This is a genomic window from Fontivita pretiosa, from assembly GCF_050410795.1.
Taxonomy (GTDB): Bacteria; Planctomycetota; Phycisphaerae; order Tepidisphaerales; family Tepidisphaeraceae; genus Fontivita; species Fontivita pretiosa.
This window is the reverse complement of the sequence record NZ_CP191258.1, coordinates 74,055-97,602: the sequence shown is the minus strand read 5'-3', so window position 1 is coordinate 97,602 and position 23,548 is coordinate 74,055. Positions and strand designations below refer to the sequence as shown.

16 protein-coding genes and 1 riboswitch are annotated in these 23,548 nt (G+C 63.4%); of the genes, 8 read left to right on the top strand and 8 right to left on the bottom strand.

The features are described 5' to 3' along the window. The first annotated feature begins 150 nt into the window (after window positions 1–150). Window positions 151–1,050, top strand: coding sequence for a phytanoyl-CoA dioxygenase family protein (locus ACQS5P_RS00405; RefSeq protein WP_428938929.1), 900 nt, complete (start codon window positions 151–153; stop codon window positions 1,048–1,050). 45 nt (window positions 1,051–1,095) lie between these two features. Here the strand turns inward: ACQS5P_RS00405 and ACQS5P_RS00400 are convergent, their stop codons facing one another. Next, window positions 1,096–3,294: a putative bifunctional diguanylate cyclase/phosphodiesterase gene (locus ACQS5P_RS00400; RefSeq protein ID WP_428938928.1), complete on the bottom strand. Its 2,199-nt coding sequence runs from the start codon at window positions 3,292–3,294 to the stop codon at window positions 1,096–1,098. Between the two features lie 143 nt (window positions 3,295–3,437). On the opposite strand from ACQS5P_RS00400, the gene hslU reads away from it, so the two are divergent. Then, window positions 3,438–4,790, top strand: coding sequence for an ATP-dependent protease ATPase subunit HslU (gene hslU, locus ACQS5P_RS00395; protein WP_428938927.1), 1,353 nt, complete (start codon window positions 3,438–3,440; stop codon window positions 4,788–4,790). A gap of 105 nt (window positions 4,791–4,895) precedes the next feature. Next, the gene (gene sixA / locus ACQS5P_RS00390) at window positions 4,896–5,414 is read left to right on the top strand and encodes a phosphohistidine phosphatase SixA (RefSeq protein ID WP_428938926.1); all 519 of its coding nucleotides are present in this window, start codon (window positions 4,896–4,898) and stop codon (window positions 5,412–5,414) included. Between the two features lie 13 nt (window positions 5,415–5,427). Here sixA and ACQS5P_RS00385 read toward each other — a convergent pair whose 3' ends face one another. Next, window positions 5,428–7,440 carry a beta-galactosidase gene (locus ACQS5P_RS00385; protein WP_428938925.1) on the bottom strand — a complete coding sequence of 671 codons (2,013 nt, stop codon included), beginning with the start codon at window positions 7,438–7,440 and terminating at the stop codon, window positions 5,428–5,430. Window positions 7,441–7,562: 122 nt separating this feature from the next. After that, window positions 7,563–7,714, top strand: a riboswitch (SAM riboswitch). A gap of 149 nt (window positions 7,715–7,863) precedes the next feature. Between ACQS5P_RS00385 and thrC the strand changes: the two genes are divergently transcribed. From thrC to ACQS5P_RS00360, 5 genes are all read left to right on the top strand, one after another. After that, on the top strand, window positions 7,864–9,150 hold the full coding sequence (gene thrC / locus ACQS5P_RS00380) for a threonine synthase (protein ID WP_428938924.1): 1,287 nt from the start codon (window positions 7,864–7,866) through the stop codon (window positions 9,148–9,150). A gap of 84 nt (window positions 9,151–9,234) precedes the next feature. Next, on the top strand, window positions 9,235–9,531 hold the full coding sequence (locus ACQS5P_RS00375) for a MoaD/ThiS family protein (protein WP_428938923.1): 297 nt from the start codon (window positions 9,235–9,237) through the stop codon (window positions 9,529–9,531). A 78-nt stretch (window positions 9,532–9,609) separates the two neighbouring features. Next, on the top strand, window positions 9,610–9,867 hold the full coding sequence (locus tag ACQS5P_RS00370) for an NIL domain-containing protein (RefSeq protein WP_428938922.1): 258 nt from the start codon (window positions 9,610–9,612) through the stop codon (window positions 9,865–9,867). A gap of 87 nt (window positions 9,868–9,954) precedes the next feature. Next, window positions 9,955–12,351 carry a ribonuclease R gene (gene rnr, locus ACQS5P_RS00365; RefSeq protein WP_428938921.1) on the top strand — a complete coding sequence of 799 codons (2,397 nt, stop codon included), beginning with the start codon at window positions 9,955–9,957 and terminating at the stop codon, window positions 12,349–12,351. A 543-nt stretch (window positions 12,352–12,894) separates the two neighbouring features. Further along, window positions 12,895–14,481 (top strand): glycosyltransferase, encoded by a 1,587-nt coding sequence (locus ACQS5P_RS00360; RefSeq protein ID WP_428938920.1) that lies wholly within the window; start codon window positions 12,895–12,897, stop codon window positions 14,479–14,481. 42 nt (window positions 14,482–14,523) lie between these two features. Here ACQS5P_RS00360 and ACQS5P_RS00355 read toward each other — a convergent pair whose 3' ends face one another. From ACQS5P_RS00355 to ACQS5P_RS00330, 6 genes are all read right to left on the bottom strand, one after another. Continuing rightward, window positions 14,524–15,507, bottom strand: coding sequence for a BON domain-containing protein (locus ACQS5P_RS00355; RefSeq protein ID WP_428938919.1), 984 nt, complete (start codon window positions 15,505–15,507; stop codon window positions 14,524–14,526). 279 nt (window positions 15,508–15,786) lie between these two features. Further along, window positions 15,787–16,329, bottom strand: a complete 543-nt coding sequence (locus ACQS5P_RS00350) for a general stress protein (RefSeq protein ID WP_428938918.1) — start codon at window positions 16,327–16,329, stop codon at window positions 15,787–15,789. A gap of 296 nt (window positions 16,330–16,625) precedes the next feature. Next, window positions 16,626–18,035, bottom strand: coding sequence for a dihydrolipoyl dehydrogenase (gene lpdA, locus ACQS5P_RS00345; protein ID WP_428938917.1), 1,410 nt, complete (start codon window positions 18,033–18,035; stop codon window positions 16,626–16,628). Window positions 18,036–18,093: 58 nt separating this feature from the next. Continuing rightward, window positions 18,094–19,128: a threonine aldolase family protein gene (locus tag ACQS5P_RS00340; protein WP_428938916.1), complete on the bottom strand. Its 1,035-nt coding sequence runs from the start codon at window positions 19,126–19,128 to the stop codon at window positions 18,094–18,096. A 48-nt stretch (window positions 19,129–19,176) separates the two neighbouring features. Next, entirely contained in the window at window positions 19,177–20,439 is a 1,263-nt protein-coding gene (odhB, locus tag ACQS5P_RS00335; protein WP_428938915.1) for a 2-oxoglutarate dehydrogenase complex dihydrolipoyllysine-residue succinyltransferase, read from the bottom strand. Window positions 20,440–20,521: 82 nt separating this feature from the next. After that, complete coding sequence (locus tag ACQS5P_RS00330; RefSeq protein WP_428938914.1) at window positions 20,522–23,389, bottom strand: 2-oxoglutarate dehydrogenase E1 component; 2,868 nt, start codon at window positions 23,387–23,389, stop codon at window positions 20,522–20,524. Between the last annotated feature and the right edge of the window lie 159 nt (window positions 23,390–23,548).

Here is a 23,548-nt window from a genome sequence, read left to right as displayed (position 1 = left end):
TCGAAGGCGGTCGCTCGTATCACGGCCGTCCCGGCCGTGCAGGATGCGATGGGAACTGAAGAAGACTCTCATACGCAGCTCTTCTCTTGATCGAGCGCGTGCCCGGAATGGGCGGGACGCCCGTGACACTGTTTAAGGAAGCGAGCAGCCATGAAGCACGAACCCCAACGGTGGAAGGCCGATTACGAGCGGGATGGATATGTGGTCGTGCCCGACTGCGTGGATGCCGAGTTGCTCGGGCGGCTGCGCGCGGCGGCGGACAGGATCACCAGCAACTACAACCGCCTTCCGCCCAGCCTGCGCGTGCATATTCAGCTCGAGCAGGACTTTCTCAAGTTCCAGCCCCAGACCAACGACCTGCCGCCGGAAAGGATCGGCGACGCCATCAAGCTCATCATGGAGCTGCCGATGTTCGATCCGATCTTCGCGGATTTGATCTGCCACGAGCCGCTGCTGGACGTGCTGGAGACGCTGTTTGGCACCAGCGAGTTCGCGTTTCACAACTACAAGGCGATCATCAAGGCGCCGCGCGTCAGCAGCGCGTTCGTCTGGCACCGCGACCTGCCTTACCTCCAGCACACCTCGCCCAACCTGCTCACAGCGATGATCTGTCTGGACGAGATGAGCCAGGCCAACGGCGCAACCGTGGTCTACCCGGGCACGCATCGCATCCCGCACGAGTCGGTGCCGCCGTCGGACATGCACATCCCCGAGGCGAAGCTGCCCAGGGACATCGAGCCGGTGACGGTGAAGTGCCCTGCGGGGTCGGCGGTGCTGTTTCACGTGAACATCATCCACGGCGGCGGGCCGAACCGCTCGGAGATCCCGCGGCGGAACATCATCAGCATCTGGACCGGACCCCATACGTATTCCGGCATCGCCCATCGCTTTGCCTACCAGGGCGTGATGCCCCGCAGCAAGGATCCCGAGCGGCGAAAGCAACTGCGGATGGCGTTCCCGCGGCTGTTCAAGGACGAGCAGGGCCAACCGCTGCCACGCGCCGTCAACAGCCGCGAAGAAGCGGGCGTCCCCGCGCCGGGCCGCACATGAGCCGGGGATCGGTTGCCCGCCGCTTCACACGCGGGTGCTGGCGCGCTACGCGGCGGCATTGGCGGCGGGCAGGGCGTGAGCGGCGATGAAGGCTGCGGCGTCGGCGGCGGGCAGCGGACGGGCAAACAGAAACCCCTGCGCCAGCTCGCATCCCAACGCCTGGAGCAATGCCGACTGCTCGCGCGTCTCCACCCCCTCGGCGACCACCGTCATCCCCAGGTTTCGCGCCAAATCGATGATCGAATTGATCACCGCAGCGTAGTCCCGGCGAAGTGAGGCGTGGGAAATGAACGAGCGATCGATCTTCAATCCCTCCAGCGGATAGCTGTGCAGATTGCCCAGCGATGACGAGCCGGTGCCGAAGTCGTCGATCACCAGGCCCACGCCCATCGCCTTGAGCTGCGCCATCACCCGCGCGGTTGCCACTGGATCGTGTGCAATCAGGCTCTCGGTGATCTCGATCTTCAGTGCCGACGGCGGCAGCGCTGTCCGTTGAAGCACCGAGGCGATCTGCTCGACGAGTCCCGCCGACTCGAACTGCCGCCGCGACACGTTGATGTTCATCGTCAGCGATTCGGCATGCCGGGGCATCTGCTGTTTCCACTGTGCCAGCATCTGGCAGGCCTGTTCCAGGACCCACAGTCCCAGGGGCACGATCAGCCCGGTTTCCTCGGCCAAGGGGATGAACAGTTCCGGGGAGACGCGCCCGCGGACCGGGTGGTTCCACCTCGCCAGCGCTTCGAACCCGCGCAGGCGGCGGTCGGTCAGAGAGATGATCGGCTGAAACTCCAGGCTGAGCTGGCCACGCGCAATCGCCTGGCGCAGGTCGTTTTCGGCCGTAAGCCGTTCGAGCACCCGAGCGTGCATGGCAGGATGGAAGATGGCGTGCCGGCCGCGACCCTGCGCCTTGGCGTGGTACATCGCGGTGTCGGCGTCGCGGAGCATCTGCTCGCCGGAATCGTATCGAGGATCGCTCAGGGCGATGCCGATGCTCACGCCCGGATGGATCGCCTGTCCGTTGAGCATAAAAGGCTCGGACAGCGCCCGCAGGATGCGCGAAGCAACGATCTGGACATCCTCGTTGCCAGAGATGGAATCGAGCAGGACGACGAACTCATCGCCGCCCAGACGCGCCGCGAACGAGCAGGCCGAATCATACCCGAGTTGCAGTTCGGCGCGGGCGATGGTGTCGCCGTCGCGAAGGACGGCGCGCAGGCGGTCTGCGACAGCTCGCAGCAGCAGATCGCCCGCGGCGTGCCCCAGGCCGTCGTTGATCAGCTTGAAACGGTCCAGATCCAGGAACATCAGGGCGAACTTGTATTCGGGGTGCCTTTGCGCCCGCAGCACCGCCTGGCTCAGCCGATCGTGCAGCAGGGCCCGGTTGGGCAGATCGGTCAATCGATCATGAAGGGCAAGCTGGCGGAAGTTGGCTTCGCTCTGGCGAAGCGCCTCTTCGACGGCGGTGCGTCGGATCAACTCCTGGCGCACTACGGTCAGATTCACGGAGGATCCGAGGATTACCGCGATCAGCAGCCCGGCAAAACCCAGAATGGTCGCGCGTGCGCGCAGAACGGCGGCGTTCCAATCATGGGCGTGGTAGTCCACACCGAGGACGGCGCTGACCTGCCCGTTGGCATCGCGGATGGGGAAATACGAGCACACCCAGGTTCCCCAGCGATCGGTGAACGGTTCGCAGTCGAAGGTCGGCTTTCCGCCGAAGGCGGCGGCGAGCTTTTCGTCGGCGTCGTCGAAGCTTTCGCCGATCGGGGTGCGCGCCTCGCGCTGGCCCTGGTATTGGCCGTCGCCATCGTAATCGGTTTCCGAATCGACCAAAAATGCGTACCCGCCGTCGGCGCGCCTGGCCACGGTATAGATGTCCGCCACGCGCGGGTTGTTCCGCAGCCAGCGCTTTTGCATTTCGATCAACTGAAGGTAAAGCGGATCGTCAGGCGGGGTGTCGAACGAGAGCCTGTCATGTCCGGCGCGGGCCAGTTCCTCGGCGTACGTTGGCGCCAGCCCCTCGATCATGCCGCGCAGGCGATCGTGCTCGATCTTGCTGGCCAGCTCGCTGGCTGCATAGCTTGCCGCCAGCAGAACCATGGACACGATCCAGGTCCAGACGGGCAGCCGCGCAGACTCGTACCGGCGGCGGATCCACCAGTGCGACAGCGCCATCGCCGCCAGCGTGATCGCGGCGAAGCCGGCAAAATCCAGTCGCGCAGCCAGGATCAGGTCCGTGACCATTGTAAAGCACCGCAACAGTGTGGCGGCCTCTGCTGCTCATCGTGCGAATTGGCAATCAGATTTAGAAGCGCATGCCGGATCGGCAGCTTGGATATGTTCAGCGGTTCCCCATTTTGCGGGCAGGGGCGATAAGATGTTCAACCATGCGTCATTTGACACCCAGACAGATCGTTTGTGAGCTGGATAAGTACATCGTTGGCCAGGACCAGGCCAAGCGCGCCGTGGCCATCGCGATTCGCAACCGCTGGCGTCGGCAGCAACTTCCGGAAAACCTCCGGCAGGATATCTGGCCCAAGAACATCCTGATGATCGGCCCGACGGGCGTGGGCAAGACCGAGATCGCCCGTCGTCTGGCGGGGCTGACCGGCGCGCCGTTCATCAAGATCGAGGCGACCAAGTTCACCGAGGTCGGCTACCACGGACGCGATGTGGATTCGATGATCCGCGACCTGCTGGATTACGCCATCAACATGGTCCGCGCGGAGATGACCGAAACGGTCAAGCCCGAGGCCGAAAAGCAGGTCGAGGAACGCCTGCTGGACCTGCTGCTGCCGATGCCCGGGGGCTTGCCCGCTTCAGCGGGCGTGTCGGATGTGGAGGATGACGCGGAACAGAAAAAGCACTCCCGCACGCGGGAAAAACTGCGCGAGCAGCTTCGCGCCGGCGTGCTGGAGGATCGGACCGTCGAGCTGACCATCGAGGAGCGCGGCACGGTTGTCGGCGTGCTCGGACAGGCCGGGCTGGAGATGGACATCGAGTTTCAGAACATGTTCGAGAAGATGCTGCCGACCAAACGCGAGACCAAGCGGATGAGCGTGCGCGATGCGCGCAAGGTCCTGTTCTCGCAGGAGGCCGAGAAGCTGATCGACAAGTCGAAGATTACCGCCGAAGCGATCGATCGGGTCGAGCAGTCGGGGATCATTTTCCTGGATGAGATCGACAAGATCGCGGGAACCGACAAGGCCTACGGCCCGGACGTCAGCCGCCAGGGCGTGCAGCGCGACCTGTTGCCGATCGTCGAGGGCAGCACGGTGATGACGCGTTACGGTCCGGTGAGGACGGATCACATTCTGTTCATCGCCGCCGGCGCGTTTCATCAGAGCAAGCCCAGTGATCTGATGCCCGAGCTTCAGGGCCGGTTTCCGATCCGCGTGGAGCTTCAGGACCTGACCAGGGAGGACTTCGTGCGGATTCTGCGCGAGCCGAAGAATTCGCTGACGCGACAGCAGGCGGCGCTGCTGAGCACCGAGGGGCTGACGGTGGAGTTCAGCGATGACGCGATCGACGCGATGGCCCAGATCGCCTATGACGTCAATCGCCGCACCCAGAACATCGGCGCGCGAAGGCTCTATACGATCATGGAGCGGGTTTTTGAGATCATCAGCTTCGACGCACCGGACATGAAGGAAAAGCACGTGACGATCACCGGCCAGTACGTTCGCGAACGGCTGGCGGATATCGTCAAAGACGAGGACCTGAGCCGGTTCATCCTGTGAGCCGTGGGCGCGGTCGCTAATGGCGCCGCGGCAGCCGGCACGGGCTGTGCGCATGCGGGTAAGTCACCATGCCGCTGTGCCGCAGGGATCAGAGAGGAGCAGTCCATGAACGTGCTGATCATTCGTCATGGAGAAGCCGAGGACCAGGAGATATTCGCCCGCAGCGGCGAGCCGGACCAGAAGCGGCCGCTGACCGAGGAAGGACGCAAGGCAGTCCGTCGCACCGCCAGGGCATTGGCGGAAATGGTCGAGCGGATCGACCTGTTGGCCAGCAGTCCATTCGTGCGGGCCATGGAAACGGCCCGGATCGTGTCGCGGCAGTACCAGGACCTGGACATCCAGGAGGTGCAGTGCCTGGCGCCGGGTCAGGATCCGGTCCGGATCATCGACTGGCTCAATTCCCAGCCGGCGGCGATGCGCTCGATCGCGCTGGTCGGGCACGAGCCGATCCTGAGCCAACTGGTGGGTCTGGCGATCGCGGAACGGAACTTTTCGCCCGTGAAGCTGGGCAAGGCCGGCGCCTGCCTGCTCGAGTTCGCCGGTGAAGTCAGGCCGGGGCGGGCAGTGCTGCACTGGCTGCTGACCGCCGCCCAACTCGAACTGATTGCGCGCGGCGTGCGCTGAGCCGCATCGAGGTTCATCGCCGGCCACGAGCTGAACGCGGCGCCACGATCGCCACTCCGCGCGGCGGCAGGACCAGGTGCCCGCCGCTCACGCGCCGGCCTGTGAGCAACTCCATTGCTCCATCGGCCAGACCCGCGACGCGCTGGCTGCTGCGGTCGTGGTTCAGCAGGAAGATCGCGGTTCCGCTGGACATCTGCCGGGCGACGGCCTCGACCTGCTCGGAAGCATCGATCGTCGCAGACACTGACAGATCATCGATCATGGCGCGCACGAAGGCGTTGATGGCGTGGGTCGGCAGATATCCGCCGATGTAGATCACTGCGCCCCTGCCGATGCGATGAAGCGTGATGGCGGCGCTGCCCGGCGGCAGCAGATCGTCGTCCGTGACCCATGTCGCCAGAACCTTCGTCGAGCGGCTGAGGGGCCTCAGACGCTCGACAAAACTGATCATCTCGATCGATGCCCCGCCGTCGGCCATGCGCGCGGTGCGCGTCTGGTTCTGCGGCAGCGTGGTCCAGTCGTCGATCTGGACATTGGCCAGCGTGCACAGCAGGCCGGGCAGAGGCCTTTGCACAAGATGGCCGTTGCGATCCTTGGATCCGCTCTGCGCGCCCAGGATCAGCGTCCCGCCGCCGCGGACGAAAGCGTACATCCGCTTCACGATCGCCGCGTCAAGGATCTTCAGATGCGGCGCCACCAGCACGCGATAGCCGCTCAGATCCGACGTGGGCCAGACGATGTCCACCGGGATGTGCATTTTCGCCAGCGCCGCATGCCATCGCCCAAGTTCCCATGCGCCGTCCTGGATATAGGTGTTGATGCGCCGCTCATTGATGTCGTTGTCGAAGTCGCGAAGCAGTGCAACGGATCGCACGACCGGAGCGTCCAGAAGATCCGGTGGCAACCGGCGCAGCTCGCGTCCGACGGTGGTGGCCTCCTGCAATCGTCGGTTGTCGCGGTTGTCCGGATCGAGCAGTCCGTGCCAATGCTGCTCCTGAGCATACGGGCAGGTCCGCCAGCGGAAATAGCTCAGCAGTCGCGCGCCGTGGGCGATGCTCTGCCAGGCCCAGAGTCTGATTTCGCCGGGGCGGGGCGTGCGGTGCAGGTAGTGCATCTGCCCGCCGGGGCCCGACTGCTGCTCCAGGATTGCCCAGGGAAACGACAGGCTGCGGGCCTGCACCAGGTCCAGCGCGTACTGCGGCCAGTCGTTGTAGAACAGCGGGTACTGATCGTGGGAGAAGAAGTCGAGCTTAGCCGCCAGCGCCGGGCCATCGATGTTTCCGAACAAGCCATTGTGGGTGATGAGCCATCGCCTGTTGAAGCGGCGCAGTATGGCGGCCTGTCGCTGGGCAAATGACACGACGGTGTCGCTGATGAACCTCGATTCATCGAGCAACTGCGTGGGGTTCAGCACCGTCGCCGTCGGATGTGGCAGGTCGATTTCGTCCCAGTCGCTGTAGGTCTGCGACCAGAACTTCGTGCCCCACGCCCGGTTCAGCCGCTCGATCGTGCGGTATTTGCTTTTCAGCCAGGCGCGGAACGCCAGCGTATCGCTGGGGGCGTAGCTGACGTCCATATGGCAGTTGAACTCGTTGTCGAGCTGCCAGCCGATCACCGCGTCGTTGTCTTTATAGTGTTCAGCCAGCGCGGTGCAGATTCGGTCGGACAACTCCAGGAACTTTGGCGAGGTGTAGTTGTAGAAACGCCGGCTGCCATGCTTCATCGGGATGCGCTCAAAGTTCCATCGCAGTACTTCGGGGTACTTGTTGGCGATCCAGGCCGGGCCGGCGTAGGTGGGAGTGCCCAGAATCACACGAATTCCGTGCCGGCGGCACAGCTCGATGACACGGTCGAAAAGCTCGAACTGGTATCTGCCTTCCTGTGGCTCCCAGTAGCTCCAGGCGCCTTCGCCCATGCGGACAAGGTTGAATCCGGCCCGCGCGATGCGCTGGATATCCGACTCATGCCTGCGCGGGTCCCACGCCTCGGGGTAGTAGCAGACGCCGTAATAGAATCGATCAAACACGTGTCGGCTCCGTCTTTTCCTGTGTGGAAAGCATTGTACGTGATGGCCGGGCGTGACAGTGCAACTTGACAGCGCGGCGGCCGCAACTAGAATTCACGTCGTCCGAACAAGTAAATACGGATCTCTTATCGAGAGTGGCAGAGGGCCGGGCCCGATGAAGCCACAGCAACCGGCGAAGGGTGTTTTGCCTTGTTGGCTTGATTGAGAAGACCCTGACGCAGTGGTGCTAATTCCCGCCTGTCGGATGATGGTCATCCGGTGGGGAAGATAAGAAGAAGCTGCATCAGACGTTCACGAAGCCTCTTCTTATCGCAGGAAGAGGTTTTTCTGTTTTGGAGAGCAGGCAGCACGCAGCCGACGGCAGGCAGTGAAGACGTGTGCTTTACTGTCCGCTGCTTCGTGCATGCTGCCTGCTGACGAATCATGAGCTACGTTCTTGGCCTGCGGTGCAAGGAATGCGGACATCGCGTGCCGGTGGCGCCGGTGCACGTGTGCGAGTCATGTTTCGGACCTTACGAAGTCGAATACGACTACGCGAAGATGAAGGGAAAGGTGACGCGGGAGTCGATCGCCCGCGGGCCCAAGAGCCTGTGGCGGTACAAGGACCTGCTTCCGGTGGACAAGCCGGTAAGCGGATTTCACTCCGGCTTCACGCCGCTGAAGCGTGCCGATCGCCTGGCCAGCGAGCTTGGCTGCAAGCAGCTCTGGATCAAGGACGATTCCTGCAACTACCCGACGTACTCGTACAAGGAGCGGGTGGTCGCGGTGGCAATTTCCAAGGCCGTGGAGTTCGGCTTCGACACGGTCGGGTGTGCTTCGACGGGAAACCTGGCCAACAGCACCGCGGCGCATGCGGCGCAGGCGGGCATCCGCTGCTTCGTGATGATCCCGCATGATCTGGAGCAGGGAAAGGTGCTGGGTTCGCTGATCTTCGGGCCGACGATGGTGCGGATTCGCGGCAACTACGACGACGTGAACCGCCTGTGCACCGAAATCGCCGACAAGTATGGCTGGGCGATCGTGAACGTGAACCTGCGGCCTTACTACACGGAGGGCGCCAAGACCTACGGCTTTGAGATCGCCGAACAACTGGGCTGGGAACTGCCGCAGCACACGATCATCCCGACGGCCGGGGGAACCATCCTGCCTAAGGTCTACAAGGCGTATCGGGAACTGATCGAGCTGGGGCTGGTGGCGGACAATAAGCCGAAGATCTATTCAGCGCAGGCGGCGGGGTGCAACCCGGTGGTCACGGCGATTCACAAAGGCAGCGACATCATCGAACCGCAGAAACCCAACACCATCGCCAAGAGCATCGCCATCGGCAACCCGGCTGACGGGTATTACGCCTACAAGGTGGTGCAGGAATCGCGTGGCTGGGGCGAGAGCGCCACGGATCGTGAAATTGTCGATGCGATCAAGCTCCTGGCGCGCACCGAAGGGATCTGGACCGAACCGGCCGGCGGTACGACACTGGCCGCGACGATCAAGCTGCTGGAGCAGGGTCGCATTCCCCGCGACGAGTCGATTGTGGTCAGCATTACCGGCAACGGGCTGAAGACGCAGGAAGTGGTGGCCGATGAGCTGCCATATCCGGTCGTGATTGATCCGAAGATCACGGAGTTCGATGCGTTGTTGAAGCAGCAGAACGGCGGGGTGTTGCCGCCGGCCTCGCGTCCCGCCGGCCGCAAGGTCGCAACAACGGCCTGATTGCACTATAATCGTCCCGGAGGCGCGGCCAACGGTGGCGCGTCCGAGGCAACGGATTTTGAGCTGGACTGGAGTGCTGAGCTGATGAGCGTGAAGGTACGAATCCCCTCGCCCCTGCGGAACTACACCAATGGCGCCGATGTGATTGAGACCAGCGGCGCCAGCGTCGGCGAAGTGCTGAATAATCTCAAGAACGCCGCCGCCGGAATCGAAACTCGCCTGTTCAAAGGCCCCAATCAACTCAACCGCTTCGTCAACGTCTATCTGAATGACGAGGACATCCGTTTCCTGAAGAATCTGGACACGCCCGTGAAAGAAGGCGACGAGATCAGCATTGTTCCGGCGATCGCGGGTGGGGCGCATGACAAGGTGACAAGGTGAGAAATACCGCACGCAACTTCTGTTCATCTGCTCACCCCCTCACCTTCTCAGGTTGTCATGTCAGATGAAGTGAAGGACATGTCAGAACAGTATTCCCGCCGCTGCTGGTTCACCTTCCCGACCCGTGCTCAGGTCGAGCAGCCGATCATCTGGCAGATGAGCCGCAAGTTCCCCGACGTGGTCTTCGACATCCGCCAGGCCAGCGTGCAGAACGAGATCGGCATCATGGCGGTGCTGCTGAGCGGCAAGAAGGAGGAGGTGCTGGCGGCGATGGAGTTCCTGCGCAGCAAGGGCGTCACCGTCGAGCCGATCGAAAAGAGCGTGGTGGAAGGCTGAGCACCGCGCACTGCCACCGTCCTGTTTCACGTTCCCCCGTTTTCTGCCAATCACCAACACGCCCGATTGCGGGTAAACTGAGATTTCATGTCCAGACAAGACCACGAACACGAGCAACTTCAGCAGCGGATCATCGAGCATCTGCGCAGCGAGCAGTATCGCCCGCTGCGACCGCGCAGGCTGGCCCGGCAGCTCAATGTCGCCGGTGAGGAACATTACCCGGCGTTTCGCGAAGCGCTCCGTGAGCTGATGCGTCAGGGGCGGGTGGTGCTGGGGGCCGGCGGGAACGTCGTGCTGCCGACGCAGCGCACCGGCCGCGATGAGTTCACCGGCACCTACCGTCACAATCGTCGCGGCTTCGGCTTCGTGGTTCCGCTGGATCCCGAATCGCACGAGGATCTGTACATCCCCCCCGGCGAAAACAACGGCGCGCTGACTGGCGACATCGTGCGCGCCCGGATCACCAGTCGCGGGCAGCGCGACGGACGCACGATCTACACCGGGCGCGTCATCGAAATCGTCGAGCGGACCAATAAACGTTTCGCCGGAACGCTGGTACGTATCGCCGGGCAGTGGGCCGTCAATCCCGACGGCAATACCCTTACCGAGCCGATTCTCACGCCCGATGCCGCCTCCAGGCACATCAGGCCCGGAACCAAGGTGGTTGTCGAGATCACCAGCTATCCGCAGGAGCCCGGGCAGTGGCCCCAGGGCGTGATTACCGAAGTGCTTGGACGTGCAGGCGACAAGGACGTCGATCTGAAAAGCGTCATCGTTCAGTTCAACCTGCCGGAAAAGTTTCCCGATCGCGCGCTGGCCGAGGCGAGGCATGCGGTCGATTCGTTCGACGTCGAGCGTGAGCGCCGTCGCCGGCTCGATCTTACCGATCAGGTGATCTGCACCATCGACCCGGACGACGCCAAGGACTTCGACGACGCCATCAGCCTGCGGCAGGTGGAGCACGGGCACTGGGAACTTGGCGTGCACATCGCCGACGTGTCGTTTTTCGTCAGGCAGGGCGCGGCGCTGGATCAGGAAGCCAGGCAGCGAGGCAACAGCACGTACTTTCCCGGCTTCGTGATTCCAATGTTGCCGGAGATCCTCAGCAATGGCGTGTGTTCGTTGCAGGAGGGGGTGCCGCGGCTGTGCAAGAGCGTGTTCATCACCTTCGACGATGATGCGCGCCCCATACGCACACGCTTTGCCAACTCGATCATCAAAAGCAGCAAGCGACTGCGATACCGTGAGGCCCAGGCCATTATCGACGGCGCCGGGGTCATTCCACATCCGGAAGGCGACCGCGTCATCGGCGATTATCCGCCTCAGGTCGTCAAACTGCTGGGACAGATGAACACACTGGCGCGGCGGATTCAGAAGCGCCGGCTGGCCCAGGGACAGCTTGTGCTGGACCTGCCCGAGGTGGAGCTTGTCCTGGATGAGAACGGGCGGGTTGTCGATGCCGTTCCGGAGGACACCAGCTTCACTCACACGCTGATCGAGATGTTCATGGTGGAGGCCAACGAGGCGGTGGCCCGTCTGCTGGATTCGCTTAATGTCCCTTTCCTGAGGCGAATCCACCCCGAACCGGATCTGGAAGACATGACCCGGCTGCGTCACTTTACCGAGGTCGCCGGGTATCGCCTGCCCAAGGTCATCGACCGATACGCGCTTCAGCGATTGCTGGAGTCGGTCAAGGGCAAGCCTGAAGCGTTCGCGATCAATTTGGCGGTACTCAAGAGCCTGACGCGGGCCGAGTATTCGCCATTGCCCATCGGTCACTACGCACTGGCCAGCGAGCATTACTGCCACTTCACCAGCCCCATTCGCCGATACGCCGACCTGACGATCCACCGACTGCTCGACGCCTACTTTCACGCCATCGATGCGCGCTTCAGCGATGGTCCGGTGGGCCGAGTCAAGGGCGGCCGCAAGGGCAAGGTGATTCTGGAAGATGTTCCAGACGAGAAGGAGTTGCTCGAGTTGGGGCGACACCTGAGCTTCACCGAGCGGCGGTCTGAAGATGCCGAGCAGGAGCTTCGCCGCGTCAAGCTGCTGGAACTGCTCAGCAAACACATCGGCGATGAGTTCACAGGCGTGGTGACCGGGATCACCAACTTCGGCATCTTCGTGCAGCTTACCAACTGGCTGATCGACGGATTGATCCGATACGAGGACCTGCTGGATGACTGGTGGGAGGTGGACGAGCAAGCCGGGCGAATCCGAGGGCAACGGACCGGGCAACGGATCGGGATCGGGGATGTCGCCAGGGTGATCGTGGTCAAGGTGGATCTGCCGCGTCGCGAGCTGGACCTGTCGGTTCGCCAGATTCTGCCGCGCCATGGCGCCGCGCCGCACAAGCCAGCCCCACCCCATCCGCACGTGAAAGCCAAGCACAAGGCCAAACACGGGCCACGTGCCCGCGGACACGCGGGGGTGCGAGGCGGCGGCTCGCGCCGCCGTCGACCCCCACGGCGGCGGAGGTAGCCGGGCGACCTTGATCTGAGCCCCGGGGCGTTTTGCCGTTCCCAACTCCGCTGGCCACAGCAGATACTACCGTCAGTCTCCGCGTCGCCGGCGCCTTTGGTTGCATGGTGCGGCGTGTCGGGGCGTGGTTGTGCGCCGACAACCTGGCGCCAACGCGCAACTTGTGGCCGGAACTGTGGTAAGTGTCGTCACAGACGCAGCTTATTGACAGTTTCTGACGCTTGCCCGTACAATCGCCGAATCTGGCAAGAATAAACGATTGCACTGCGTTTGCATGGCTTCATCAGAGTCAGCACCATGAACACATCCGTGATCTGCCCGCCGGTCGGCTGCGGCGGCAAACTCGCGGTGGACCCAGAGCGGGGTGGATGCGTCTGATACGATGGCGAATATCAGGCGGGATGAAATAGCCCCAGGCGGTGCCCGCATATACCAGGGGCAGGGCACCGCTGCCACGGATTGGCCCCTCATGGGTAGATCATACAGGGAAACCGAAGCATACCTCGCGCATGATCGCGAGGGCTAAATCGAAATGATTCATCTATGTGGGAGCACCTACTACACAACGCTGGGATTGTCAGCTACGTGGCCATCCTGCTGGCTGTGGCAATTTATGGCTTCCACCGCTATATGCTGGTGTACCTGTACCTCAAGCATCGCAACAAGGTCTACACGCCCAAGGGACGTTTCGAGCAGCTTCCGCGGGTCACGGTCCAGTTGCCCATGTACAACGAGGACCTGGTCGCCGAGCGGATCATCAAGGCCTCCTGCCAGATCGACTACCCGCGTGAACTGCTGGAAATACAGGTTCTTGACGACAGCACCGACCACTCCGCCGAGATCGCCCGCAAGGCTTGCCAGGAGATGGCCGCCAAAGGGCACCCCATCAAGTACATTCATCGCACCAACCGCGAAGGCTACAAGGCCGGCGCGCTGGCCGAGGGCCTCAAACAGGCCAGCGGCGAGTTCATCGCCATCTTCGACGCCGATTTCCTGCCCCCACGCGACATCCTGCTCAACGTCGTCCACTACTTCACCGACGAAAAAATCGGCATGGTTCAGGTCCGCTGGGATCACCTCAATCGCGATGCATCACTGCTGACCAAGAGCCAGGCCATCTTCCTCGACGGGCACTTCGTCATCGAGCACACCGCCCGCAATCGCTCCGGACGGTTCATGCACTTCAACGGCACGGCCGGCGTGTGGCGACGCGCCACCATCGAGGATGCCGGCGGCTGGCAGCATGACACCCTCACCGAAGACCTGGACCTCAGCTACCGCGCCCAGCTCAAGGGCTGGCAGTTCGTCTACCTGCCTCAGTTCTGCGCCCCGGCCGAACTGCCCCCGGAAATGATCAGCTTCAAGCAGCAGGCGCATCGATGGACCAAAGGCTCGATGCAGACGGCGATAAAGCTGCTGCCGCGAATCCTCCGCAGCAAGCACCTGAGCTACGGCATCAAGACCGAGGCGTTCTTCCACCTTACCAACACGCTGGTCTACCCGCTGATGGTGATCCTCACGCTGCTGATGTATCCCACGTTCTTCAATTACTTCGCCCCGTTCAAGGCCCACACCTGGGGACATTACGTCTTTTCCATCAGCCTGTTCATCCTCGCGACCTGCTCGGCCAGCACGTTCTTCGTTTTCGGGCAGCGTGAGCTGTTCGGACGCCGCGTCGGATGGAAGTCGCTGCTGTACCTGCCGTTCCTCATGGCGCTGGGCGTGGGGATCAGCCTGAACAACACCAAAGCCGTCTTCGAGGCCATCTGGAGCGCGATCAAGCGGAAGCCCAGCGAGTTTGTCCGCACGCCAAAGTACGGGCATACCGGCGCCGCGAACAACACCACCTATCGACCCGCCAGGGTTTTCACCTTCCATCGCCTGGCCCTGCCAATCATCGAAATCGCCTTCGGCTGCTACATGGCGGTGTGCATCTGGATCAGCCTGTGGTATCGATTCGGGCAGGGCACCATTCCGTTCCTGTGCATCTTCGCCGGCGGGTACTTTTACGTGGGCTTCAGCTCGGTCTACGTGCTGTGGCGGATGCAACAGGAGGCAGACGCGGAACAGGCGCTGCTCGCATCCGGAGAATCCGATCCGACAGAATCCGCCGGCATCATGGGGACATGAGCCGTCCGGCGTTCAGGTGTCCGGCCGGCATGGTTCACGCGCTCACATCAACGTCGGCTGCGGCGCGCTCGGCCCTTGGCTCGGTGATCCGCCTGTCGTCGTCTGCGATCGTCCCACGACATCTCCCGGCTCCGCGGGTGTGATCTGACAATCGATGCTACGCACCCCGCGCACCCGGTACGCCGTGGTCGCAACGGCCTTGATCTGATCCCGCGGCAACGAGCCACGCAGCGTGACGTGACCGTGGCTGGCCGAAACCTGCACCTGGCTCGACGACACCCCGGCCCGCCCGATCGCAGACCGCACCCGCTCGGCAAGTTGTTCGTCGTCAACCTGCTCATGGCCGAACCAGCCCCGTCCTTCGGCGACGCTGCCCTGAATTCGATTCGACAGGTGCCGTCCGCTTCGGCGCACAAACTCGCTGGTGTCGTTGGCGAACGAGATGAGCTTGTCGCGAAGGTATGCCCTTCGCGCCCGACCCTGCTGCGGATCGAACAGATACGCCATCCCTGCCCCAAGCGCGATCAATCCGATCGCGCCGCCGATCCCCGAGGCCGCCCGATACCTTCCCGACCCGCTCTGGTCATGCGTCCATCGCCTCTCCCGCCCACGCCAACTGCTCAAGGCCGGCAGACTCTGGCGAATCGTCTCCTGCATCAGGCGACGCAGCTCGCGCATGCTCGGCAGCTTGCGGTATTGCTCGCTGGCCGCCTGGGTGGTGCCTCGCACCCACCGCGAGGCTGCGGCGGTTGGCTCGCTCATCGCCGCCGCCGACCAGCGCCGCATCCGGCGGGCGATGCCGCGGTCGCTGTCGGACACTCCGCTGAACCCGCCGGAGATTCTCGAGAGCACCTGTTGTGTGCCCCGCGACAGTGAGTGGGAAGTGTCGCTGAGCAGCTCGCTGGCGCGGCGCCCGATCCGGCGTCTTCGCCGAGCACCGCTTTGCGGATCCAGCAGATACATCGCCGCCATACCCAGCCCGGCTCCAAGCAGCAGCGCAACGCCGTCTTCGAAGGCTCGTTTCATATGTATCTCCTATGCGGCTACAGGTCAGCGCGTCCCTGTTCGCCGACGCCCGGACCGCGCAGCGCGGCCACAACGTCACGACCGCGCGCTGGCCCATCCATTTGATCCCTGAGCATACCCCCGCCGCGCAATCGCTGACCAGATCGAAAATGCGCAACAGCACCTCCGCGAGTCGGGCCGACTGCCGACCGTCTTCAGGTTGGCTCAGTGCCTGAGCGTGACAAATCGCCAGTTGTGGATGCATGAGCTGCGATCCTCTCAAGGGCATCGCCCAGTGCCTTATGGCTGGCTGAAGGGGCCTTCCGTAGGCACGGGGCTGACCGGACGATGGTGCATCTCATAGCCGCCGTGACGACACAGGATCTGTGCTGCCTCGGCGGCGCGCTTGCCGGGCTTGACGGCCACGATCGCCTTGCCCGAATGAAACATCTGCTCGTAGTACGCTGCCTCCTGTTCTGAGACTCCCAGCCCCACCAGCGCGCCCAGGATTCCGCCGACGGCAGTGCCGGCGACCGCGCCGCCGAAGAAGCTGGCCAGGATTCCACCCGCCACCACCGGCCCGACCCCCGGCAGCAGCACGGACGCCGCCGCCGCCAGAACCCCACCGACGACCGCTCCCGTCGCCGCTCCCGCCACCGCGCCGCGCGCATCCTTGGTTCCCGTCGCGTCAGTGATCATTCCGCCTCGGGTAACGTCCGAGCCGCGCAGGGCAAAGCCGATAGTGCCTTCGTCGAATCCCGCCGCCTCGAGGTCGCGCACCGCGCGTTCCGCGGCAAGCCGATCGTCAAACACCGCCACCAGCGCACGCTGAGTCGCTGCCATTGTGACCTCCGTGCATGAGTTCACGTCAAAACGGCTTGCCCGGCGGTCTCATCTGTCGCATCGGACATTGCCGGGCATGTGCGCTTCGACGCATGCAAGGGGTGCAAATCAGGTGCCGGATGCCGAAATACGCGCGCAAGGGTGGGAGTGGTGTGTCATTGCAGGATCTGAGTACAGAACAACCGCGAAACCGTGATGATCACGAAGCTGGCGTGGTCACCGCAACAGCTCTTTCCCGAAGACTTCGCGCTGCTTCGCGACCTTGGCGGCTGGGCTTGCTTCGACGTGTCCGGCCCTCAAATGTGAATCGCCCGTTTCTCCACCGCCAGCGCCGCTTCCTTCAACGCCTCGGGCAGCGTCGGATGGGCGTGGAAGCTGCGCGCCAAGTCCTCGCTGCTGCCGCCGAACTCCATCGCCACCACGGCTTCGGCGATCATGTCGCTGGCGTGGGCGGCCAGGATGTGCACGCCCAGCAGCCGGTCGGTCTTCGCATCCGCGATCACTTTCACGAAGCCGTCGGTTTCGTCCATCCCTCTGGCCCGACCATTGGCGATGAACGGGAATTTGCCCACCCTGATTCCATTGCGTCCGGCGGCGCGGGTCGCTTCCTCTTCGGTGTATCCAACCTGCGCCAGCTCCGGATGGGTGTACACCACCGCCGGGCAGCAGTGATAGTTCACGTGGCCCGGCTTGCCGGCCATCATCTCCACCGCGGCGATGCCTTCCTCTTCCGCCTTGTGTGCCAGCATGATCCCGCCTATCACGTCGCCGATCGCGAACACGCCGGGCACGTTCGTCTCAAACCGCTCGTTGACGACGATATACCCCTTCGCATCCTTCTTCACGTTCAACTGCTCCAGCCCCAGGTTGTCGCTGACCGGTCTGCGCCCGACGCACACGAGAACCTTGTCCACCTCTTCAACCCCTGATTCATCGCCGCTCTTCCACGTCAGCTTCACCTTCCCATTCTCAACCGTCGCGCTCTGGGCGATCGTCCTGAACCGGAACTTCAGTCCCTGTTTCTCCAACAGTTTCTGAAGCGCCAGCGCCATCTCGGCGTCGCTGGGCGGCAGGCAGCGATCCAGAAACTCCAGCACCAGCACGTCGCTGCCCAGCCGGCTCCACACCGACGCCATCTCCAGCCCGATGTATCCCGCCCCGACGACGATCATGCGACTGGGCACTTCGTTCAGGTTGAGCACTTCCGTGCTGGAGAGGATGTGCTGGCCGTCGAACTTCAAGGCGGGAAGCTCGATGGGAGCTGAGCCTGCCGCGATCAGGATTCTCCTGGTCTTGAGCAACCGCGGGCTTCCGCCGGCGGCGGTGACTTCAACGGTATCGGGCGCGGTGATCTTCCCATGACCGACAACATGCTCGATCCTGTTCTTGCGGAACAGCATCCCCACGCCGCCGGTCAGCGCTTTTACCACCTGTTCCTTCCGCGCGATCATTCGGGGCAAATCGAGCTTCACATCGCCGACGTCGATCCCGTGCCGCGCAAGCCGGGTTTTCGCCGCGTAGTACTTTTCGGACGAATCCAGCAGCGCCTTGCTGGGAATGCATCCGACGTTCAGGCAGGTTCCTCCCAGATACTGACGTTCGACGCACGCCACCTTCATCCCAAGCTGCGCCGCGCGGATCGCCGCCACGTATCCTCCGGGCCCGGCACCGATCACGACAAGATCGAACTGCGTTTCTTCTGGCATAGGAGCGGGGATTGTAAGCACGATCGCGCCAGGCGGCGAGTGCCGCAACCGGTGAGGTTCAATCCTGTTGCCTTCCTACAACCGACCGCACGATCTGCACGGCCCTGTCGATGTCGGCTCGCGATACGTCCAGGTGCGTGACCGCGCGCAGGCGTGTGCCGCTGCCGCTGAACCGCACGCCAGCCGACTCGCACCTGGCTTGAAACTCGGCGACGGACAGGCCGGTCTGGAGGATGTCGAAGAACACAATGTTCGTCTCGGGCTGAGGATTCTCCACGCGGATGCCGCGGATCGATGCCAGGCCTTCCGCCAGCAGCCTGGCGTTCTCATGATCCTCGCGCAGTCTTTGAATGTGATATTCCAGGGCATAGATCCCCGCGGCGGCGAGGATGCCGCTCTGACGCATCGCCCCGCCGAACAGGTGCTTGAACCGCCAGGCGCGTTCGATGAAATCCCTCGTCCCCGCGAGCACCGCGCCGATCGGACACCCCAGGCCCTTGCTCAAATCGATCCAGACGGAATCGACACAGGCGGCGTAGTCGCGCGCGGCAATGCCGCCGGCGACGCAGGCGTTGAACAGCCGCGCGCCGTCCATGTGCGTCAGCAGATTCCGTCGATGCGCAAGATCGCACACTGCCCGGAGCTGATCGATCGGCCAGATCGACCCGCCGCCGAAGTTGTGGGTCTGCTCGACGCAGACCAGCTTCGGCACAGGACCATACGAATGAAACCGCGCAAGCGCCTGTTCGAGCTGCTGCGGGCTGAACAAGCCGCGCTGCCCGTCGATGGGTTCGGTCGTGACGCCGCTGAGCATCGCAGCGCCGCCGAACTCGCTGCGATTCACGTGCGACGATCGCTCGCACAGGATCGCGTCGCTCGGCTGGGTGTGGACCTTGACGGCGATGGCGTTGCACATCGTCCCGCTGGGCAGGAAGACCGCCGCCTCCTTGCCGAGCATCGCCGCCACCATCTCCTGGAGCCGGTTGGTGGTGGGGTCTTCGCGTTTCTGCTCATCGCCCACCGGCGCCTCCGCCATCGCTCGCCGCATGCCGGGAGTGGGTTTGGTGAGAGTGTCGGAATAGAGGTCGATCATGGCGGGCATTGTAGCGGCAGGACCGCTTCTGGCCCCGCCGTGCGCCTGCTAGATCTCCAGCAGCAGCCTGGCCGGGTCTTCCAGCAGTTCCTTGATCCGCACAAGAAATGTGACGCTCTCGCGTCCGTCGATCAGCCGATGATCGTAGCTCAACGCCACGTACATCATCGGGCGGATTTCGATCTTGTCGTTCACGACGACCGGACGTTTCTGGATCGCATGCATGCCGAGAATGCCGCTCTGCGGGGGATTGAGAATCGGCGTCGACAGCAACGAGCCAAACACCCCGCCGTTGGTGATCGTGAACGTCCCGCCGCTCAGCTCCTCCAGGCTGAGCTTGCCTTCGCGTGTGGCGGCGGCCAGCCGCTTGATCTCGCTTTCGAGCTTGGCGAACGACATCGTGTGGGCGTTTCGCAGCACCGGCACCGCCAGACCGCGATCCGTGCTCACCGCGATGCCCAGATGCACATAATCGTGATACACGATGTCATTGCCGTCGATCATCGCGTTGACCTTCGGAAACTCCTTCAACGCCAGCACGCATGCGCGGGCGAAGAAGCTCATCAGCCCAAGCCCGACTCCGTAGGTCTTCTCGAACTTCTCCCGGTAGCGCGCGCGGATTTCCAGCACGTTGTGCAGATCGATCTCGTTGAAAGTGGTGAGGATGGCGGCGGTGTGCTGCGCCTGCACCAGCCGCTCGGCGATTCTGCGGCGGATCTTGCTCATCGGCTCGCGGCGAATGCCTTCACTTGGCGTCGCCGATGGCTCGGGCACGACGAGCGGCGCTGCCGCCGCGGCGTCGGTGTCATCGCTTCGCTGCGGCTGGCGCAGCTCGTCCAAATGCCGGATCACGTCTTCCTTGAGGATTCGCCCCCCAGGGCCGGTGCCGGTGATCTGACGCGGATCGAGCTGATGTTCCTGAATCATCCGACGCACGGCCGGAGAAAGGTCCTGCTCGACAGCGCCGGGCTCCGCTTTGGCGGCTGGCTGGAGTGTGCGCTGCTCGGCCGGTTGCGAGGGCGCGGCCGCCGCCGCTGCCGTGCTCTGCGCCGCCGGGGCCCCGGCGGCGGGCCTGGCGGATTCGTCGATGGTGGCGATCGTCTGCCCGATGCGAACCGTCGTGCCTTCGGAGACGCGGTGGCTGATCACGCCCGACGCCGGCGCAGGAACATCCACGTTGGCCTTGTCGGTCTCGAGTTCGGCGATTGGCTCATCGGCGGCGACCGGCTCTCCGTCGCGCTTGTGCCACTTGATCAGAACAGCTTCGCTGACGCTCTCGCCCAGGGCGGGCACGACAACATTGGTCGGCATAGCGGTGGAATCGTAGAGCAGGTCCGCGCAGATTCAAGACATCGCCGCCGGCGAATCGCCGGTCATCGATTCTCCATCGCGCTCATCCCGCCACCGGCGTGGGGCTGCTGGCGGTTGCCGGTGTCGAGGCGGCGGCAGGGGCGCTGGCGGGGGGGCGGGTCGGCCTGAGCTCCACCGCCGCGGCAAGCAGCTCCTGCTCCTCGATGATGTGCATCTTGAACGATCCGGTCGCCGGGCTGGCGCTCTCTTCGCGCCCGACGTACTGCACGATCGTGTCCGGCAGCAGCTCCTGCAATCGCGGACACATGAAACTCCAGGCGCCGCGGTTCTTCGGTTCCTCCTGAACCCAGACGAACTCCTGCGCCCAGCGGTAGCGGCCAAGCACCTCGGCAAGCTCCTTCCGCGGGAACGGGTAAAGCTGCTCGACCCGCACGATCGCGATGTCGTGCGCTTTGGCCTTCTCTCGCGCCTGCACCAGGCTGTAGTAAACCTTACCCGAGCACAGCAGCAGTCGGCGGACTTCGCGCGGCACGTGAATCTGTGGATCGTCGATGACGAGCTGAAACGCGCTGTCGGTGAACTCCTCGATCCGCGAAAAGCTGGGCTCGAATCGCAGCAGGCTCTTGGGCGTCATGTTCACCAGCGGCTTGCGGAACTTGCGGTGAATCTGCCGCCGAAGCAGATGAAAGTACTGCGCCGGCGTGGTCGGCACCGCCACCTGCATGTTCTCCTCGGCGCACAGCGAGAGAAATCGCTCCAGGTACGCGTTGGAGTGCTCGGGTCCCTGGCCCTCGTAGCCGTGCGGGAGGTTCATCACCAGGCCGTTCATGTATCGCCACTTGGATTCCGCGGCGGCCAGAATCTGGTCGATGATCGGTTGGGCGCCGTTGACAAAGTCGCCGAACTGCGCTTCCCAGATCACCAGGTTTCTCGGATCGGCCGAGGCAAAGCCCCATTCAAACCCCAGCACCGCCAGCTCCGAAAGCATCGTGTTGTGAATGGCGAACCACCCCTGTTTAGGATCCAGATGCTGAAGCGGGACATAGATTTCGCCGGTGTTGTAATCGTGAAGAACGGCGTGGCGGTGACTGAAAGTTCCGCGTTCGACATCCTGCCCGTCGAGCCGCACGGGCGTGCCCTCCAGCAGCAGGCTGCCAATGGCCAGCATTTCCCCGCAGCCCCAGTCGATCCCCCGCCCCTGGTAGACCGCGTCGATGCGCGACTGAAGCACCTTGACCAGTTTGGGATGAACCGTGAATCCGTTGGGAAGGTTCTTCAGGCAATCGACGACCCTGCGAAGCGTATCGCGCGAGACATTGGTCTTGGCGCTCCAGTCGGAGCCGGCCCGCCCGAAGCCGCGCCACACGCCCCCGAAGCTGGGAACCTTGATCCTGGGTTTGACCTCCCGTGCCAGCTTGCGCGCGCTCTCCAGCCGCTCGATGATCGAGTCGCGCATCTGCTTGAGCTGCTCCTGGTTGATCACCCCCGCCTCGATCAGCTTCTGCGAGTAGATCCGGGTCACGGTGGGATGCCGCTCGATCTGCTTGTACATCAGCGGCTGGGTGAAGCTGGGCTCGTCGGTCTCGTTGTGTCCGTGGCGGCGATAGCACCACAGGTCGATCATCACGTCCTGCTTGAACTGCTGGCGGAAGGCGATGGCGAGTCGGGCGGCGTGCACCACTGCCTCGGGATCGTCCCCGTTGACATGGAAGATCGGCGCCTGAATGGTCTTGGCCACATCCGTGGGATACGGCGTGAACCGTTCCTGCTGGGGCGGGGTGGTGAAGCCGATCTGGTTGTTGATGATGATGTGGATCGTGCCGCCGGTGCGGAAGCCGTGAAGCTCGGAAAGGTTGAGGGTTTCGGCGACGATTCCCTGCCCGGTGAACGCCGCATCGCCGTGCATGCAGATCGGCACGACCCGGCCGCGACCCTTGTCGCCGAAGATGAGCTGCTTGGCCCGGACGATCCCCTGCTGGATCGGGTTGATCAGCTCCAGATGCGAGGGGTTGGGCAGAAGCGAGACCTTGCACTTGAGTCCCTGGGGCAGCGAGCGTTCGTTGGCGTAGCCCAGGTGATACTTCACGTCCCCGTCGCCGCCGACCTCCTCGGGCACGACGCTGGTTCCCTCGAACTCGCCCAGCAGCACCTCGTAGGGCTTGTGCAGCACGTGCGCCAGCACATTCAGCCGCCCGCGATGCGCCATGGCCATGATGAACTGTTCGCCGCCCAGCGTGGCGCCGTAGTCGACGATCTCGTTCAGCAGCGGGATCAGCGCCTCGCCACCTTCGAGGCTGAATCGCTTCTGTCCGATGTAACGTGTGTGAAGGAACTGCTCGAAGGTTTCGGCTTCGAGCAACTGCCTGAGGATGGCCCTGGCGGCGGCGGGGGAGTAGCTGGGGTGGTTGTAGATCGGCTCCATCTGCTGCTGGAGCCAGTCGCGCTGCGCCTTATCCCCGATGTAGGTGAACTCTACGCCGATGTGCCCGCAATACGTCAGCCGCAGCTTCTCGATCAGGTCGCGCAGCGTGCCGTCGGTTGCGCCCAGGAAGCTGCCCTGGCCGACGATACGGTCCAGGTCGGCGACGGTCATGCCGAAATTTTCCAGGTGAAGCAGCGGATGATCGGGGCGATCATGCCCCAGGGGATCGAGCTTGGCGATGAAGTGTCCGACTTCGCGATAGGTGTGGACCAGATCGAACACACCCATGGTCAGCGGGAGCTGGGTAGGCCGATCCGCCGGCGCCGGCGGGGCGGCCTCGGAATCCGCCCTGGCAAGACCCAGATCAAATCCCGCAAAAAACGCCTGCCATTGTGGCGAGACCGATCGCGGGTCGCGGCGGTACTGTTCGTGCAAGCGGTCGATATACTCGGCGTTGGCGCGGTTAACGAAGTCGAAAGGCTCCATGAGGACAGTAAACTCCAGGCTATGACTGTTGTATGCGGACATCTTAGGCCGGACCCGAGCCGTTGCACAACTGCCCCCGGCGACGAGCCTGCCGCGGCGCACCGGCGGACATGGGGCCTTGATGTCATCGGTTCAATGCGGATGATCCTTGGGTTGACAGAATTGGAAAAACCACTTAAGTTAGCTTGTACAAACAATCGG